The sequence below is a fragment of the Faecalibacterium sp. PGM34 genome (assembly GCF_054456555.1).
This window is the reverse complement of the sequence record NZ_CM136898.1, coordinates 1117561-1133082: the sequence shown is the minus strand read 5'-3', so window position 1 is coordinate 1133082 and position 15522 is coordinate 1117561. Positions and strand designations below refer to the sequence as shown.

General features: G+C 60.8%; 16 protein-coding genes. 1 reads left to right on the top strand and 15 read right to left on the bottom strand.

Annotated features, from left to right (window positions below):
- Positions 1-19: 19 nt before the first annotated feature.
- The 13 genes from ACXPUX_RS05345 to ACXPUX_RS05285 form a co-directional block, all read right to left on the bottom strand.
- The gene (locus ACXPUX_RS05345; RefSeq protein ID WP_055186970.1) at positions 20-394 is read right to left on the bottom strand and encodes a RidA family protein; all 375 of its coding nucleotides are present in this window, start codon (positions 392-394) and stop codon (positions 20-22) included.
- A 187-nt stretch (positions 395-581) separates the two neighbouring features.
- Positions 582-1787, bottom strand: a complete 1206-nt coding sequence (ilvA, locus tag ACXPUX_RS05340) for a threonine ammonia-lyase (protein ID WP_458830594.1) — start codon at positions 1785-1787, stop codon at positions 582-584.
- A gap of 144 nt (positions 1788-1931) precedes the next feature.
- Positions 1932-2882, bottom strand: coding sequence for a TPM domain-containing protein (locus tag ACXPUX_RS05335; protein WP_458830592.1), 951 nt, complete (start codon positions 2880-2882; stop codon positions 1932-1934).
- Entirely contained in the window at positions 2879-3640 is a 762-nt protein-coding gene (locus tag ACXPUX_RS05330) for a LemA (protein WP_458830590.1), read from the bottom strand. The genes ACXPUX_RS05335 and ACXPUX_RS05330 overlap by 4 nt, the downstream gene beginning before the upstream one ends.
- Position 3641: 1 nt before the next feature.
- On the bottom strand, positions 3642-4793 hold the full coding sequence (locus ACXPUX_RS05325; RefSeq protein WP_458830588.1) for a toxic anion resistance protein: 1152 nt from the start codon (positions 4791-4793) through the stop codon (positions 3642-3644).
- 43 nt (positions 4794-4836) lie between these two features.
- Complete coding sequence (locus ACXPUX_RS05320; RefSeq protein WP_458830586.1) at positions 4837-5466, bottom strand: 5-bromo-4-chloroindolyl phosphate hydrolysis family protein; 630 nt, start codon at positions 5464-5466, stop codon at positions 4837-4839.
- A gap of 103 nt (positions 5467-5569) precedes the next feature.
- Positions 5570-6058, bottom strand: coding sequence for a DNA-deoxyinosine glycosylase (locus tag ACXPUX_RS05315; protein ID WP_249240650.1), 489 nt, complete (start codon positions 6056-6058; stop codon positions 5570-5572).
- Entirely contained in the window at positions 6055-6948 is an 894-nt protein-coding gene (locus ACXPUX_RS05310) for an HAD family hydrolase (RefSeq protein ID WP_458830584.1), read from the bottom strand. The genes ACXPUX_RS05315 and ACXPUX_RS05310 overlap by 4 nt, the downstream gene beginning before the upstream one ends.
- Before the next feature lie 138 nt (positions 6949-7086).
- A complete protein-coding gene (locus ACXPUX_RS05305; RefSeq protein ID WP_458830582.1) occupies positions 7087-7974 on the bottom strand; it encodes a putative manganese transporter in 888 nt (295 codons plus the stop codon).
- Between the two features lie 212 nt (positions 7975-8186).
- Entirely contained in the window at positions 8187-8957 is a 771-nt protein-coding gene (locus tag ACXPUX_RS05300; protein WP_458830581.1) for a tRNA threonylcarbamoyladenosine dehydratase, read from the bottom strand.
- A 10-nt stretch (positions 8958-8967) separates the two neighbouring features.
- Positions 8968-10071 carry a tRNA 2-thiouridine(34) synthase MnmA gene (gene mnmA, locus ACXPUX_RS05295; RefSeq protein WP_458830579.1) on the bottom strand — a complete coding sequence of 368 codons (1104 nt, stop codon included), beginning with the start codon at positions 10069-10071 and terminating at the stop codon, positions 8968-8970.
- A 68-nt stretch (positions 10072-10139) separates the two neighbouring features.
- Positions 10140-11387: a CCA tRNA nucleotidyltransferase gene (locus ACXPUX_RS05290; RefSeq protein ID WP_458830577.1), complete on the bottom strand. Its 1248-nt coding sequence runs from the start codon at positions 11385-11387 to the stop codon at positions 10140-10142.
- On the bottom strand, positions 11384-12322 hold the full coding sequence (locus ACXPUX_RS05285) for a ribonuclease Z (RefSeq protein ID WP_458830576.1): 939 nt from the start codon (positions 12320-12322) through the stop codon (positions 11384-11386). The genes ACXPUX_RS05290 and ACXPUX_RS05285 overlap by 4 nt, the downstream gene beginning before the upstream one ends.
- 113 nt (positions 12323-12435) lie before the next feature.
- Between ACXPUX_RS05285 and ACXPUX_RS05280 the strand changes: the two genes are divergently transcribed.
- Positions 12436-12618, top strand: a complete 183-nt coding sequence (locus ACXPUX_RS05280) for a hypothetical protein (RefSeq protein WP_005920766.1) — start codon at positions 12436-12438, stop codon at positions 12616-12618.
- A 452-nt stretch (positions 12619-13070) separates the two neighbouring features.
- Here the strand turns inward: ACXPUX_RS05280 and pyrB are convergent, their stop codons facing one another.
- Entirely contained in the window at positions 13071-14021 is a 951-nt protein-coding gene (gene pyrB, locus ACXPUX_RS05275; protein WP_458830574.1) for an aspartate carbamoyltransferase, read from the bottom strand.
- Positions 14018-15328 carry an adenylosuccinate synthase gene (locus ACXPUX_RS05270; RefSeq protein WP_458830572.1) on the bottom strand — a complete coding sequence of 437 codons (1311 nt, stop codon included), beginning with the start codon at positions 15326-15328 and terminating at the stop codon, positions 14018-14020. The genes pyrB and ACXPUX_RS05270 overlap by 4 nt, the downstream gene beginning before the upstream one ends.
- Positions 15329-15522 lie beyond the last annotated feature (194 nt).

Genomic DNA, 15522 nt, shown 5'->3' with positions numbered 1-15522 from the left:
TGTTCTCTTATTTTTTTGCTCAGTCCCGCACGGCGATGCACTCGATCTCCAGCTTTGCGCCCTTGGGGATGGCTGCCACCTGCACGCAGCTGCGGGCGGGGAACGGCTCGGCAAAGGCCTTGGCGTACTCTGCGTTCACTGCGGCAAAATCGTTGATGTCGGCCAAAAAGATCACCGTCTTGACCACGTTGTTCATGGAAAGCCCCGCCTCGGCCAGAATCGCCTTCAGGTTGGCAAGGCTCTGGGCAGCCTGCTGCTCCACGGTATCAGCCATGGTGCCGGTAGCGGGGTCTACCGGGATCTGCCCGGACACAAACACCATGTTGCCCAGATCCAGTGCCTGACTGTAAGGGCCGATGGCGGCAGGTGCGTTGGTGGTAGAAACGACTTTCATGGTATATTTTCTCCTTTATATTACATCAGGTTTAGAACAAATTTGCTTTTTTCTTCGGATAGAGCCGGATGAGGGAGTAATTTCCCGTAAGCTGCTGCTTGCCTGCGCCCTCATCCGTCTGCTCACCACGTTCGCATCCACCTTCCCCCGTCTGGGGGAAGGCTTTCACTCTTGCAAACGATGAAGTTTACACCCGCTCGCTGACCAGCTGGAAACCGGACTTGGTCAGCTCGGTGCGGATCTGCTCGATCTGGGCGGCATCGCGGGTCTCCAGCGTCAGCTTGAGGAAGCAGCTGGAAATGGGCATATTGGGGTCGGAGCCGTCATGCTGCACCGACACCACATTGCTGCCGCAGCGGGATACCACCTCGGCCACCTTTTTCAGCTGGCCGGGCTTGTCCTCCAGTGCGATGGTCAGGTTGGCCTTGCGGCCGCTCATCACAAGACCGCGGGTGATGACGCGGTTCAGGATGTTCACATCAATGTTGCCGCCGGAGATGACGCAGGCCACCTTTTTGCCCTCTACCGGCAGCTTGTGGAACAGCACCGCCGCCACCGGCACAGCGCCTGCACCCTCGGCCACCAGCTTCTGGTTCTCCATCAGGGAGAGAATGGCCGCTGCGGTCTCGTCCTCGGTCACGGTAACAATATCGTCCACATACTGCTCGCACAGCTGGTAGGTCAGCTCGCCCGGGGTCTTGACCTGAATGCCGTCCGCAAAGGTGGAAGCAGCTTTCAGGGTCTGGTACTTGTGCTCGTGCAGGCTGCGGTACATACTGGGAGCACCCTCGGCCTGTACGCCGTACACCTTGACCTCCGGGCGCAGGGTCTTAATGGCAAAAGCGATGCCGGAGATCAGTCCGCCGCCGCCCACCGGCACCACCACAGCGTCCACATCCGGCAGCTGGTCAAGGATCTCCAAGCCAATGGTTCCCTGCCCGGCGATGACCTGCTCGTCATCGTAGGGGTGGATAAAGGTCATGTCGTACTCCTTTTGCAACTGCACGGCCTTATCGTGGGCTTCATCGTAGGTGCCGGGCACAAGGCAGACCTCTGCGCCCAGATTTTTGGTGTTCTCCACCTTCATCAGGGGCGCGCCGTCCGGCATACAGACGATGCTGCGGATGCCGCGCCGGGTAGCCGCCAGCGCCACGCCCTGCGCATGGTTGCCCGCAGAACAGGCAATGACGCCCTTTGCGCTTTCCTCCTCGGAAAGCTGGCTGATTTTATAGTAAGCGCCCCGCACCTTAAAGCTGCCGGTAGCCTGCAGGTTCTCGGTCTTGAGGTACAGCTGGCAGTCCTTGGACAGCTTGGGGGCTTCGATGAGGTCGGTCTTTCTCGCCACGTCCTTCAGCACAAAGGCGGCGTGGTAGATCTTATCCAGAGTCAGCATGACAGATACTTCCTTTATTTTTCGTAATGCCATCTAGTATAAGTTACAAAAATTGTTTTGTCAAATGAATTTCGTTCACGATAAAAGGCGTAAAAAAGAGAAAGGCAGTGGTAAAGCGCCACCGCCTTTCTCTTTTTATTCTCATTACCGCCCACGGCCACCGCCGCCGCCGTGGAAGCTGCCGCCGCCCATGCCCCCGAAGCCGCCGCCAAAGCTGCCGCCGCCGAAACCGCCGCGCCCGGCACCGCCCCCGAAGGAGCCGCCGCCCATGCCGCCAAAGCCGCCGCCGCGCGGAGGCCGGGGGCCGCGGGAGCCGCCGTAGAAGCCGCCCGGTGGGGGCGGCGGCGGGCCGCGCCGTCCGCGGGGAGGACGGGGTCCGCCGAAGCACCACAGCCAGCCGCAGGGGCTGGCAAAAACATAGGCCACCGACCGGATGATGACGATGAGCAGCACAACGCTGACCACAAGGGTCAGGATGTCGGTCAGGGCGCTGCCGCCGCTGCTCTGGCTGCCCTGATGCCCGGGCTGCACGGTGCTGCCGTTGCCGGCGCTGCCGGAAAGGCTGACCCCGTAAATATCTGCGATGGTGTTTGCCACATTCCGGGCACAGGTGGTCACTGCGCCGTCATAATCCTTTGCGGCAAACTGATCTTCCATGGTCTGGGCAATGGCGCTGGCCTGCTTTTCCAAGGTAGTGTTGCGGAAGCCGTCACCTGTGGCAATATAGTAATCGCCGTCGGCGTACTGCTGGGTCTCCATTACCAACAGGATCAGCACACCATTTTTGCCGGTAGAAGAACCAATGCCCCAGGCATTGGCCGCCTGCACAGCGTAATCCTCTGTGGAATCATTACCCGTATATTCTACTGTCAGTACACCGATGGTGGCTCCTTTGCAGTTGGCCTGCAGCTGGTTGTTCAGGTCGATGATGGTCTGCTCTGTGCTGCTGTTAAGGACGTCGGCCTCATCCACCACACACTGGTCCTTGGGCAGCTCCGGCAGGTCGGCTTTCGCTGCATAGGCCGGGCTGAGGGCAGACAGACACACCACCCACACCAGCACCAGTGCGCTGATGCGTTTTGCAAAGTTTTTCATGCGAAGGGCTCAACCTCCTTCACGCCGGCAACTGCGCCCAGCACACTGGCCGGGAAGCCGCCGACTTCCTTCTGATATTCATATACCGCTGTATTATACTGCAAGGTGCCAATGATGGTGGCTGCGCTGTTGAACTGACCGTACTGCCCCTGCACCGCGCCCATCTTCATGGGGTCGGCGGCCTGCTCCTGCAATTTTGCATACAGCTGGTCGATGGCGGTACCCAATGCCTGATCGGCCTGATACAGCGCGTGCATCGTGCTGCCCTGATAATAGGGCAGCGAGGTCAGCGACTGGCTTTTGCCGCCGTTCTGCACCGCTTGCAGACAAGCGGAGAAATCGTTCAGCGCCGTCTGCGCAGCCAGCACCTCGGCGTTGTCTGCGCCAAGGGTGTTGGAGGCGGTGGTCAGGATATTCGCCGCCGTATTCTCCCTGGTGGTCAGCTCCTCGCTCAGGTTATAGCCGTTGTCGGCGGCGACCCCTGCGGTGAACCACTGGCGGGCGGTGTTGTATTTGCCGCGCAGCTTGGCGCTGCCAAAGCCGAAAAAAGCGGCCAGCATCACCACCACGCTCAAAGCCAGCGCCGCCGCCCGGGTGGAAAGCGCTGCGGGCAGCTTTGCTTCCAGTGCAGCCAACTTCTGCTGGCGGGGCGTCAGCGTTACGGCCTGCTCCGGCTTTGCTTTTTCGCGGTAGCTGCCCGCGTCAAAGCCGCCGGGCGCGGCTTGTTTTTTGTTCTGAGAAAAATCAGCGTTTGCCATTTCAGCTCCGGATCTCCATCATTTTGGTTTTCAGCTCGTCCTCGATGCGGGTCAGCTCCTGCTCGGCGGCGGCACGCTTTGCGCGGCCCTCGCTCTGGATCTTATTCAGCTCGTCCAGCGTCTCGATCAGGCTCTTGTTGGTCTGCTGCAGGGTCTCGATATCCACGATGCCGCGCTGGCTCTCCTTGGCGGTCTCGATGGTGCCCAGCTTCAGCGCCTCGGCGTTCTTCTTCAGCAGGTCGTTGGTCATGTTGGTCACAGCGCGCTCAGCCTGCATGGCCTGCTGGCTGTGTGCCAGACCCAGTGCCAGCACCATCTGGTTCTTCCACAGGGGGATGGTGTTCACGATGGTGGACTGGATCTTTTCCGCCATCATGGTGTTGTTGTTTTGCAGCAGACGGATCTGGGGCCCCATCTGCAAACTGATGTTGCGGGTCAGCTCCAGATCATACAGCTTTTTCTCAAAGCGCTCGCACTGGTCGGCAAGGTCGCGGGCGGCCTGCGCGTCCTCCGGCAGACCGGAGACCTTGGCCTTGTCCATGGCCTGCTGCAATTCGTTGGCGCGTACATCGGCCAGCTTTTTCTTGCCTGCAAGGATATACATGCTCAGCTCCTTGAAGTAGGCCATGTTCAGCTCGTACATCTTATCCAGCATGGCGATATCCTTGAGCAGCTGCACCTGATGGGCTTCCAGCATGGACTGGATCTTTTCCACATTGGTCTCGGTCTTGTCGTACTTGGTCTTGAGGGCATCCAGCTGGCTGGTTTTCTTCTTGAAGAAGCCCATAATGCCCTTCTGCTGCTCCTCGTTGGCGTCAAAGCTCTTCAGCTCGCCAATGAGGTCGGTGATCATATCGCCCACCTCGCCCAGATCCTTGGTGGACACCTTGGAGAGGGCTGCTTCGGAGAAATCGCCGATCTTCTTCTGGCAGGCCGAGCCGTACTGCAGCACCTGCTGGCTGTTGGTGATGTCGATCTTCTGGGCAAACTGATCCACCATGGCCTGTTCCTCGGGGGTCAGCTTCACCTGTGCCTCCGGGGCGGGGGCAGCGGCGGGCTTTTCCTCCTGCGGCACAGCAGCGGGGGTGGGGTCCAGCGTCAGGGTGGGCACTGCGGGGGCATCCAGATCAAAGTTCAGGTTATTGTCAGCCATAAGTGATTCCTTCCTTTCAAAATCCCAAGGGGATATTCCAGTTTTACTTGCTCAGACCCTGCCCTTTCAGCATATTCTGCAAAACGGTCAGGTCTGCGGACAGATCCATGCTCTCTGCCGCGTACAGGGCATCCAGCTGGTTTTCAAAAGCCGTGGCAATGGAGGCGGCGTTGTGCTCCACCTCGGCGCGGATGGCGGCGGCATTCTCACCCCGCACACCCTGCTTTGCAAGCTTTGCGTACTGCTGCAAAACGTTTACGGCGTCCGGCAGATAGTAGTTGGCAAACCGGCGCACCTGCTTTGCCTTGGCGGGGTTTGTCTCCACCGCCTCCACGATAGAGCGCCCTGCCTTTTCCATGCGGGTCATGGCGGCGGACAGCTGCGGGTCGGGCAACGCTTCATTCAGCGCATGCAAGGTGTCCAGTTTCTGCTGGATGTCGGTCAGCATCTGGTCCACATCCTCCACACCGGTGTGGAAAGGTACCTCGTGCTCCACCACCCGGGGCGGGCAGGTCTTTTTTGCCACGCCAAAGGCCACGGCGGCACCGCCCAGCGCCACCAGCAGCGCCCATAATTTATACACCGGCAGCACCGCGCACAGCACCACGAACACCAGCGCCATTGCATAAAAGGGCAGCACGCTGGGCTTTTGGGTGCGGATGATCTTGCTCATGGTCATTTCTCCTTGTCCGGGGCAGTGCGCCCCTTATGATATCCATAATACAACGTCCGCAAAAAAACGCAAGTATCCCGCAAAAGAATTTACAGCCTTGTCATCATTTTACGATCCAGTCTGCCAGCGCTGCGCCCCAAAGCGCTTCCAGCCGGGCAGGGCTGCAGGCAGCATTGGCGGGGCTTGTACTGGGCAGACGGACAGCCGGGATGCCGGTAAGCGGCTGCTGATATTTTGTGTAGATGCGGTATGCCGTAGCGCCGTTGCAGAACACCGCCCGGATAGGTGCTTTGCGCAGCAGCCCGGCGATATCGTTGGGCACCACATCCCGGATGGAAGCATCTGATGCGCCGGTGATGGTGCAGCTTTCCAGCGTATCCCACAGCGCCAGCCCGTGGCGCAAAAGCAGCTGCTTTTTGGCGGCGATATCCTCCCGCGCGGGCAGTGGCTCCCCGGTCAGCGCCGCCAGCAGCGGCCAGAACCGGTTTTGCGGGTGGCCGTAGTAAAAGGCCATCTCCCGGCTTTTGGGGCTGGGCCATGTGCCTAAAATCAGCGCCCGGCTGCGGTCATCGTACACCGGTGCAAAGCTCATAAGCTGCCGCCTGCGCTTTCAATATTGCCCCATGCAGAGCCAAGGTCTTTGCCGGAGGGCTCCGCGCGGGGGCCGTCGAACCACAGCTCCTCGATCAGCGCCGCCACGCCGTCCTCCCGCACGTCCCCGATGATCCGGTCGGCAGCGGCCTTGGCGTCCGGGGTGCCGTTTGCCATGCAAGCGCTCAGACCTGCGACCTTCAGCATTCCCACATCATTGGCCGAATCGCCCACGGCCACGGCATCGGCCAGCGTAAGCCCCATCTGTGCACACAGGTCGGCAAGTCCTACGCCCTTATCCATGCCGCCGCGCACGATATCATAGTAGCAGTAGCCGTCCGCGTTCTGCGCGCCCACCTGCATCCAGTGCAGACCAAGGTAGCCGTATTTTTCGTGGAAGCGCTCCACCTCCTGCGGCGGCATGGCGGCAAAGGCGGCGTGGGGCATATCCTCTAAATGCCTGTCCTGATCCTCGCCGTCCACGCAGTCCAGCCCGGGGCTGTTCATCCTCTGATAGCCGGTATGCAGATACTCGTACTCGCAGTAGGCGTAATAGGCATCCCGGAAGTTGAATTGCAGCGGGTAGTTATAATCCTCGCAAAAATCCACCAGCACATACATTTCCTCACTGGTAAGCGGATGCTCGGCTATTACGTTGCCCTGCCTGTCCACCACGCAGGCACCGTTGCAGGTAATTGCGTAGTCGTACCGGATGCCGCCCAGCTGGTTTTTATCCCGGATGCCCGGGTAGGAGCGGCCGGTGCTGAGCACGAATTTACCCCCGGCGGCTTGCAGCTTTTTTACCGCCTTTACCACCGCCGGGCGGGGCTTCGCTTCTCCAAAGGGCATCAGCGTGTTGTCGTAATCGCTTGCCAGAATCTTGTATTGCATGGTCATCTCTCCTGTGTGCATCGTTTTCTTCCAGTATAACACATTTCAAAGTCCAGCGGGAGAGGGGGAAAAGAAAAATGGGACAGCAGAATACCCGCAGGCATTCCACTGTCCCGAAATTCAAAATATCTTTCCTTATCAGGCAAACACTGCCACGACCACCTGCATCGCCACGCCCACAAAGGCACCGGCGGCCCATGTCAGGCCGGTGATAAAGAGGTTCTGCTTCCACGAGGGGTTGGCGCGCCACAGCACAGCCAAGCCCACACCCGCACCGGTGCACAGCCCCGCCACAAGGCTGGAAAAGCGCAGCGCACCTTCCACATACAGCTGGGTCAGCAGCACGCTGGCGGCGCAGTTGGGGATCAGACCCACCAGAGCCGCCACCACCGGCTGGAAGAAGCCCATGCCGCCCAGCACCTCGGCGAATACGTCCTCGCCCACGCCCTCTACGATCATGCCGAACACCAGACCAAAGGCGAAGATGAACACAAAGATCTCCAGCGTGTGGCGCAGCGCCGCCTGCCAGATGGGCTTTTCGTTGCCCTCGGCATCGCTGTGCTCCTCATGGCAGTCCACCTCGTCCGCATGGCCGGTGTAGCCGCCCCGCAGCCCCTTGGGCAGCACGCCCCGCAGCACAAAGTCCAGCACAAAGCCCACCACAATGGCGTACACCACCTTGATGACCATCAGGACGGCCAGCTTATCCCAGTAGGCGGGCATGGACACCAGCAGCGGGATCGCTTCGTCGCTGGTGGCAAGGTACACCGCCATCAGCGTGCCCAGCGTGATGACCCGGGAGGCGTAGAAGTTGGACGCAATGGCGGAGAAGCCGCACTGCGGCACACAGCCCAGCACCGCGCCCGGCACAGCACCCCAGCGCCCGCCGCCCGCCAGCAGCGCCTCGATGCGCTCGCCGTGGCGGTGCTCGATATACTCGATCAGCAGGTAGGCCAAAAACAGAAAGGGCAGCATCTTGGCAGTATCCACCAGAGTTTCGCCCAGAACATCCAGAAACAGTTCCATAAATAATCGCTCCAAAGACCCGCAGGGGGTCGTCTTTCAACAATTTGCAATCAGTTTGCATTTTCATGCAGGGTAGATTATACACGATATCCTTCCCGATTGCAATACCAAATTGCAAATTGGTTGCAATTTTATGTTATGGAACGCTGCAGCGCGTAAAAAAGCCACCGGCATCTGCAAAAATGTGCAGATGCCGGTGGCTTTTGGTATCCTTATTCCTTCAGCGGTACAAAGCCCACAAGGTCCTTGATGACCTCGCCGCCGATGATAAGCCCCGCTACCGAAGGCACAAAGGCGTTGGAGCCCGGCACTGCGCGGCGCACAGTGCACTTGCGCTGGGTGCCCGGGGGGCAGATGCAGTGGTTCTTGCAGCTGATGGAGTCGTCCTCGATGGGGGTCATGGCAGGCTCTTTGGAGTAGACCACCTTCAGGTGCTTGATCTTGCGCTTGCGGCACTCGGTGCGCATCACCTTTGCCAGCGGGCAGACCGAGGTCTTGTAGATGTCGGTCACCTCAAAGCGGGTGGGGTCCATCTTGTTGCCTGCGCCCATGGAGCAGATGATGGGGGTGCCCGCCTCCTTGCACTTCATCACCAGCGCCAGCTTGCCGGTGACAGTGTCGATGGCGTCCACCACATAGTCGTACTGGGTAAAATCGAAATCGTCCTGCGTCTCCGGGCCAAAGAAGCACCGGTGGGTGGTCACCTTGATGTTGGGGTCGATATCGTGGATGCGCTGTTCCGCTACATCCACCTTATACTGTCCTACCGTGCTGCGGGTGGCAATGATCTGACGGTTGAGGTTGGTCAGGCAGACCTTATCGTCGTCGATCAGATCCAGTGCGCCCACGCCGCTGCGTGCCAGCGCCTCCACCGTGTAGCCGCCCACGCCGCCGATGCCAAACACTGCCACCCGGGCGTGGTGCAGCTTTTCCATAGCCTCTGCACCCAGCAGCAGCTGGGTGCGGGAATACTGATCCTGCATTTTGTTCTCCTTACTTTTCTACGCGGGTGATGGTGCCGCCGCCCAGCACCACATCGCCCTGATACAGCACGGCAGCCTGTCCCGGGGTGGGGGCACGCTGGGGCTGGTCAAATTCCAGCCGGAAACCGTTCTCTGCGGGATAAACGGTGGCCTGCTGCTCGGCCTGATGATACCGGGTGCGGGCGGTGACCCGCAGCGGCTCGGTCAGCGCCGGAATGGCGATCCAGTTCACATCCTCTGCGTAAACGATGCGGTCAAACAGCTCGCTTTCCGGCCCGACGGTGACGGTATTGGCCTGCATATCCTTGCCGCAGACGTACACCGGTGCACCCAGCGCAAGGCCAAGCCCCTTGCGCTGCCCCAGCGTGTAGCGCACTGCGCCGCTGTGGGTACCCACCACCCTGCCGCTCTGATCCAGAAAATCTCCGGCGGGGTAGTGCTTGCCGGTAAACTGCTCCATAAAGCGGGCATAGTCGCCATCCGGCACAAAGCAGATATCCTGACTGTCGTGCTTCTGGGCGTTGATAAAGCTGTGCTGCCGGGCGATCTCGCGCACCTCGGTCTTATGCAGCGCACCCAGCGGCAGACGGATATGTGCCAGCTGTTCCTGCGTGAGGTTATACAGCACATAGCTCTGATCCTTGCCCTCGTCCAAGCCCTTTTTCAGCAGCCAGCGGCCGGTGGCTGCGTCCTGCTCCACCCGGGCGTAGTGGCCGGTGACCACATACTCCATGCCGTGTTTCTCCGCCCAGTCCAGCAGGTGGCGGAACTTCATATATTTATTGCAGTCGATGCAGGGGTTGGGGGTGCCGCCCGCCTCGTAGACGCGGATAAATTTTTCAATGATCTGTGCCCGGAAGTCAGCGGTGAAATCCAGCACCTGATACGGCATATCCAGCGCAAAGGCCACCTCGGCGGCGTCCTCGATATCCTTTTCCGAGCAGCAGGTCTGGTAGCCGGACTGTCCCAGCGTTTCGTTGTGGGTAAGCCGCATGGTGATGCCGGTGCAGTCGTAGCCCGCCTGCTGCATCAGGCAGGCCGCCACCGAGCTGTCCACGCCGCCGCTCATGGCAATGAGGGCGCGGGGACGGTTTGCAGGGTTCTGAGTGGTCATAGATTCTCCTTTTATGGGTTCAACACACTAAAGTAGTAGTATAATACTACCGCAGCATAAACCGCTTGTCAAGACGCTATAATTTTCTGCGCCGCAGCCAGCAGCGCCGGCTTTTCGTTGGGGTATTCTGCGCGGATGACGCCATCCAGCAGCGCTTCCAGCACCCGGCGCAGCGCAGGGCCTGCCGGGATGCCCGCCGCCATCAGGTCGCGGCCGTTCACCGCCAGCTGGCTCACCCGGCAGCATACGCCATCGGCTTCCAGCTGCCGCGCCCGCTGCGCCGCAAAGGTGCAAGCCGGGGCATTCTGCGGATGCAGCGCCGCGCACAGCGCACACAGCCGCTCCACGGTGCACAGCCCGTACCGCCCTAAAAGCCGCCGGATGGCAACCTCTCCCGCGTGTACCGGAGCGTGTGCGGGAGCTTTCTCCTCGGACACGCCCTGCCCTGCAGTTTCCCGCACCAGTATTGCGGTCTCCTCGATGCAGGCGTTGGAGCAGCGCAGCCGTTTGAGCACCCGGCGGGTGTCGGTCTCGCCCAGAGCGCCCAGCAGCGCCGCCCAGCGCACCGGCAGGTTTTCCTCCCCCGCCGGGCAGGCATCCACCACCGGCTTTGCGGCTTCAAGCGCCGCCGGGGTCAGTTCCGGCAGCACCACCGCCAGCACGGCGGGTTCCAGATACGCCCCCGGCTGCGGGGCAGCCAGCAGCTTTGCAAGCTCCTCCTGAATGCGCTCGGCAGAGATGCAGTCCAAGTGCGGTGCCAGCTGCCGCGCCGCCCGGGCGGTGGCTGCGTCCAGCGCAAAGCCGAACCTTGCGGCAAAGCGGTACAGCCGCAGGATACGCAGTGCATCCTCGGTAAACCGCTGCTGCGGCTCACCCACCGCCCGCAGCAGACCGTTTTGCAGGTCTTTTTGCCCGCCAAAGGGGTCTACCAGACCCTCGGCCTCATTATAGGCCATGGCGTTGATGGTAAAATCCCGCCGGGCAAGATCCTCCCGCACGTCCGGTACGAACTGCACTTCGTCCGGGTGACGGCCATCGGTATAGCTGCCCTCGGTGCGGAAGGTGGTAGTCTCGTACAGCTGCCCGCCGTATTTGATGGTGACCGTGCCGTGCTGCAAGCCGGTGGGGATGCACTGCGCTGCCCCGAACAGTTCCATCACCTGCTGCGGCAGGGCGCTGGTGCACAGGTCCCAGTCGTGGGCGGTGCGCCCCAAAAGACTGTCCCGCACGCAGCCGCCCACAGCATAGGCTGCGTAGCCCGCCGCGTGCAGGGCGTTCAGCAGGGCAGCCGCCCCGGGGTCAAGTGTCAGCTTCATTCTTCGTTCTCCTCGTAATGCAGGGTGATGCGTTTGCCGTCAAAGCCGCATTCTGCCGCCGGGAAGATGCTTTGCGCCTGTGAAAGCTGCTCCTCCGGGTCGGTGATCATGGGGGAATAGTGCACCAGCCACAGCCGCTTTGCCCCGGCTTTCGCCGCCAGCGCCGCGCTCTGACCAAAGGTGCTGTGCCCCCACTGCGCGGCCTGCTCCTGCTGCTCCGGCAGAGCATAGGTGGCATCGCAGAGCAGAAGGTCTGCCCCCTGCGCCGCCTGCTCCAGCGCCGGACAGGGGGCGCTGTCGCCGGAAAAAACGAACCGCAGCCCCTTGCGGGGTGCGCCCAGCACCTCGGCGGGCTGCACCATGCGCTCTGCCAGCGGGACAGCCTGTCCCCGCTGCAAAAGCCGCCACTGGGTCACCGGTACACCCAGCGCCCGCGCCTTTTCCGGGTCGAACCTGCCCGCCCGGGGCAGTTCCAGCCGGTAGCCCAGACTGCGCACCCGGTGCTTTGTGGCCACCGGCAGCAGCGTTGCCCCGGCGGGCCACCCATCCGAAAGGGCATCCAGCGCCACCGGCTGCCCGGCGCGGCAGACCAGCGGTTTTACCGCGTAGGGCAGCGGCCCGGTCAGAGCATACACTGCCCGCCAGACCTCCAAAAGCCCCTCCGGCCCCAGCAGAGCCAGCGGACGGGTGCGCCCCTGCGCCCCAAGGGTCTGCAAAAGCCCGGGCAGGCCAAAGATATGGTCCCCGTGGTAATGGGTCAGGCAGATGGCATCCGCGCGCATCAGGTTCACCCCGGCGCGGCGGGCGGCGGTCTGGGTACCCTCGCCGCAGTCCAGCAGCAGGCTGTGCCCGCCGCACTCCGCCACAGCGGCGGTCAGGGCGCGCTCCGGCAGCGGCATGGTGGCAGCCGTACCCAGCAGTGTAATGGTCAGCATAAGCAGTTCCTCCGTGGTTCTTCCCTGTTATCTTACCACAAACCCCGCCGGTGCACAATTCTTTCTGCTACGGCATAAGCTGGGCAGAGCCTTGAAAAAGGAGGGCACAGCCTATGCAGCGTGACCGCAGAAAACGCTATTCCCCCGCCCGGCATCCGGTACTTTTGCGCCGGGTGCTCTTGGTGCTGTGCATTCTGGCGGTGCTGTGGCTGGGGTACAGCTGCATGATGCCGCAGCTGCTTTTTTCTGCCCGGGGCACCATGATTTTTGTGCCAGACCCGCCGCTGCGGGGGTAGCGGGACGATTGGGAATGCCCTCCTCGTTGCTCTGGGCATATTCAGCGGAAGAATTATTTAAAATTCGCAATTCTGGAAAATCTGCGGATTTTCCAGAATTGCCTTTTCACGGGAGGGGTTTAGAACGAACTCCCTCAGCCAAAACCTGACGGTTTTGCCAGCTCCCTCGAAGAGGGAGCCCTTGGCATGGTGGGAAAGTTTCTTATTGCTTCTGAAACTTTAGCAACAGGGTTAGCGGCGTGCGCCCTCTCCGTCACCTGCGGTGACACCTCTCCCAAAGGGAGAGGCAAGAGCACCGCCGAAAGCTTTCTTATTGTACCTAATACTTTAGCATCGAGGCTACCAGCTTGGCTCTCCCTTCGGGAGCGCCTGAGAGGGCAAGCCTGCAAAAATACCATACGCAAAAACAGGGCTGCTGCACGTTGCTTTGTGCAGCAGCCCTGTTTTCCAACTTATATACTTTCCAGCACCTTTTTCCCGGTCAGCGGGTCGGGGATGCCCAGAAGTGCCAGTATAATTGCCATGCGAATATACACGCCGTTATGCACCTGATCAAAATAAGCGGCGCGGGGGTCGTTGTCCACGTCCGGCTTGATCTCGTCAATACGGGGAAGCGGATGCAGCACCGGCATGGTGGGCGGTGCCTGCTGCAGCAGCTTTTCGTCCAGCGCATAGCAGCCTTTCAACCGCAGATAGTCCTCTTCGTTGAAAAAGCGCTCCTTCTGGATGCGGGTCATATACAGCACGTCCAGCCCGGGCAGCTCGGCTTCCAAGTCGGCGGTCTCTTTATAGTTCTGGTGAAGCGGGGTCAGGGTCTCATCTTTGACGTACTGCGGGATGCGCAGCTCCTCGGGCGAGATGAACACGAAGCGGTTGCCCTCGAACTGGCTCAGCGCAGCGGTGAGGGAGTGCACCGTCCGGCCGAACTTGAGGTCGCCGCAGAAGCCGATGGTCAGGTGGTTCAGCCGCCCCTTGCGCTGGCGGATGGTCATCAGGTCGATCATGGTCTGGGAGGGATGGGCGTGGCCGCCATCACCTGCATTGATGACCGGCACCCGCGCATACATGGACGCACGCAGCGGTGCGCCCTCCTTGGGGTGGCGCATGGCAATAACGTCCGCATAGTTGCTTACCACGCGGGCGGTATCGGCCACCGTTTCGCCCTTGCTGGCGCTGGAAAGCTGGGCTCCTGCAAAGCCCAGCGTCTTGCCGCCCAGCCGCAGCATGGCAGACTCGAAGGAAAGGCGGGTGCGGGTGCTGGGCTCGTAGAACAGGGTTGCGAGAATGCGGCCGTCGCACAGGTGTGCGTAGGGCGCGGGGTCAGCCTCCATCCGGTCGGCAAGGTCGAGCAGTGCCAGCTGCTCGGCCAGAGAAAAGCTGTTGGGTTCAATAAAGTGTCTCACAGCCATTCTCCCTTCAGCACAAACTTTTCGCGCTCGGCGCCGGTGGAAACGAACTGGATCTCGTGCCCCAGCTGCTTTTCAAGGAACTCCACATAGGCCTTGGCTTCCTTGGGCAGTTCTGCCCAGCTCTTGCAACCGGAGATATCCTTGTTCCAGCCGGGCAGCAGCGTGACCACCGGCTGCACGCGGTCAAGGTCGGACAGGGTGTCGAAGCGGGGGACTTCCACTCCATCCAGCTTGTAGCCGGTGATGACCGGGATCTGCTTCATGCTGCTCAGCACGTCCAGCTTGGTCAGCGCGATCTTATCCGCGCCCTGACATTGCAGGCCGTAGCGGCTGGCAACGCAGTCAAAGGGGCCTACCCGGCGGGGACGGCCGGTAGCCGCGCCGTACTCGCCGCCGGCCTTGCGCAGCTTTTCGTTCCACGCCTCGCCCATTGCGTTCTCTGCCGCAAAGGGGCCAGCGCCCACACAGGTGGAGTAGGCCTTCAGCACACCCACCACATGGTCCAGCTTACAGTTGGGGATGCCCGCACCCAGCGGCGCGTAGGCTGCCAGCGTGTTGGAGCTGGAAGTGAACGGGAAGATGCCGTAGTCGATATCCCGCATTGCGCCCAGCTGCGCTTCCAGTACGATGCGCTTGCCGCTGTCGTGTGCCTGCTGCAAGAAAGCGCCCACATCACAGATGAAGGGCGCAAAGTACGCCGCCTGCTGCCTGCACCAGTTCAGCAAGGCATCGTAACTCATGGGCTCCTGATGGTAGCAGCCCGCCAGTTCCATGTTTTTGGCGTCCAAAATCATGTGCAGGCGGTTCTGGGTGCGCTCCTCGTCCAGATGCAAAAGGTCGCCCAGACGCAGGGTCTTTTTGCGGTACTTGTCGCTGTAAGCGTAGGCAATGCCGCGCCGGGTAGAGCCGAACGCGCTGCCCTTTTTGGCAAGGCGGTCCTCTTCCAGCCCGTCCTGTACCTTGTGCCACGGCATGGAGATGGTAGCTTTATCGGAAAGCTTCAGGTTCTCCGGCTCTACCTTCACCCCGCGCGCCTCGATGGCCTCCATCTCCCCGGCCAGATGCTCAAGGTCGATCACCATACCGGTGCCCAGCACGCAGGTCACCTCCGGGTGCAGGATGCCGGAGGGCAGCAGGTTCAGGATGAACTTGCCCTTCTCGGTCACAACGGTATGGCCGGCATTGTTGCCGCCCTGATAGCGCGCAACGATATCGGCATTTTCGGCCAGCAGGTCGATGACGCGGCCCTTGCCCTCATCGCCCCAGTTGATTCCAGTAACAGCGGTCAGCATAAACTTCATTTACCTTCTTTTTCATTCTTGTTTCCTGTTCGCGGTGTTTATTATACGAGGGTGCAGAGAATATGTAAAAAGTATCCTGTGTATAGCAGCAATATGTTTTTTACATTGCAAAGGGCGTTGGCCGCGCCGTAAAAAGCGCTTGCAATTCCGGCGCGCCGTGCTATGATACAAGAAGAGCATAAAGCCGCTTCTGC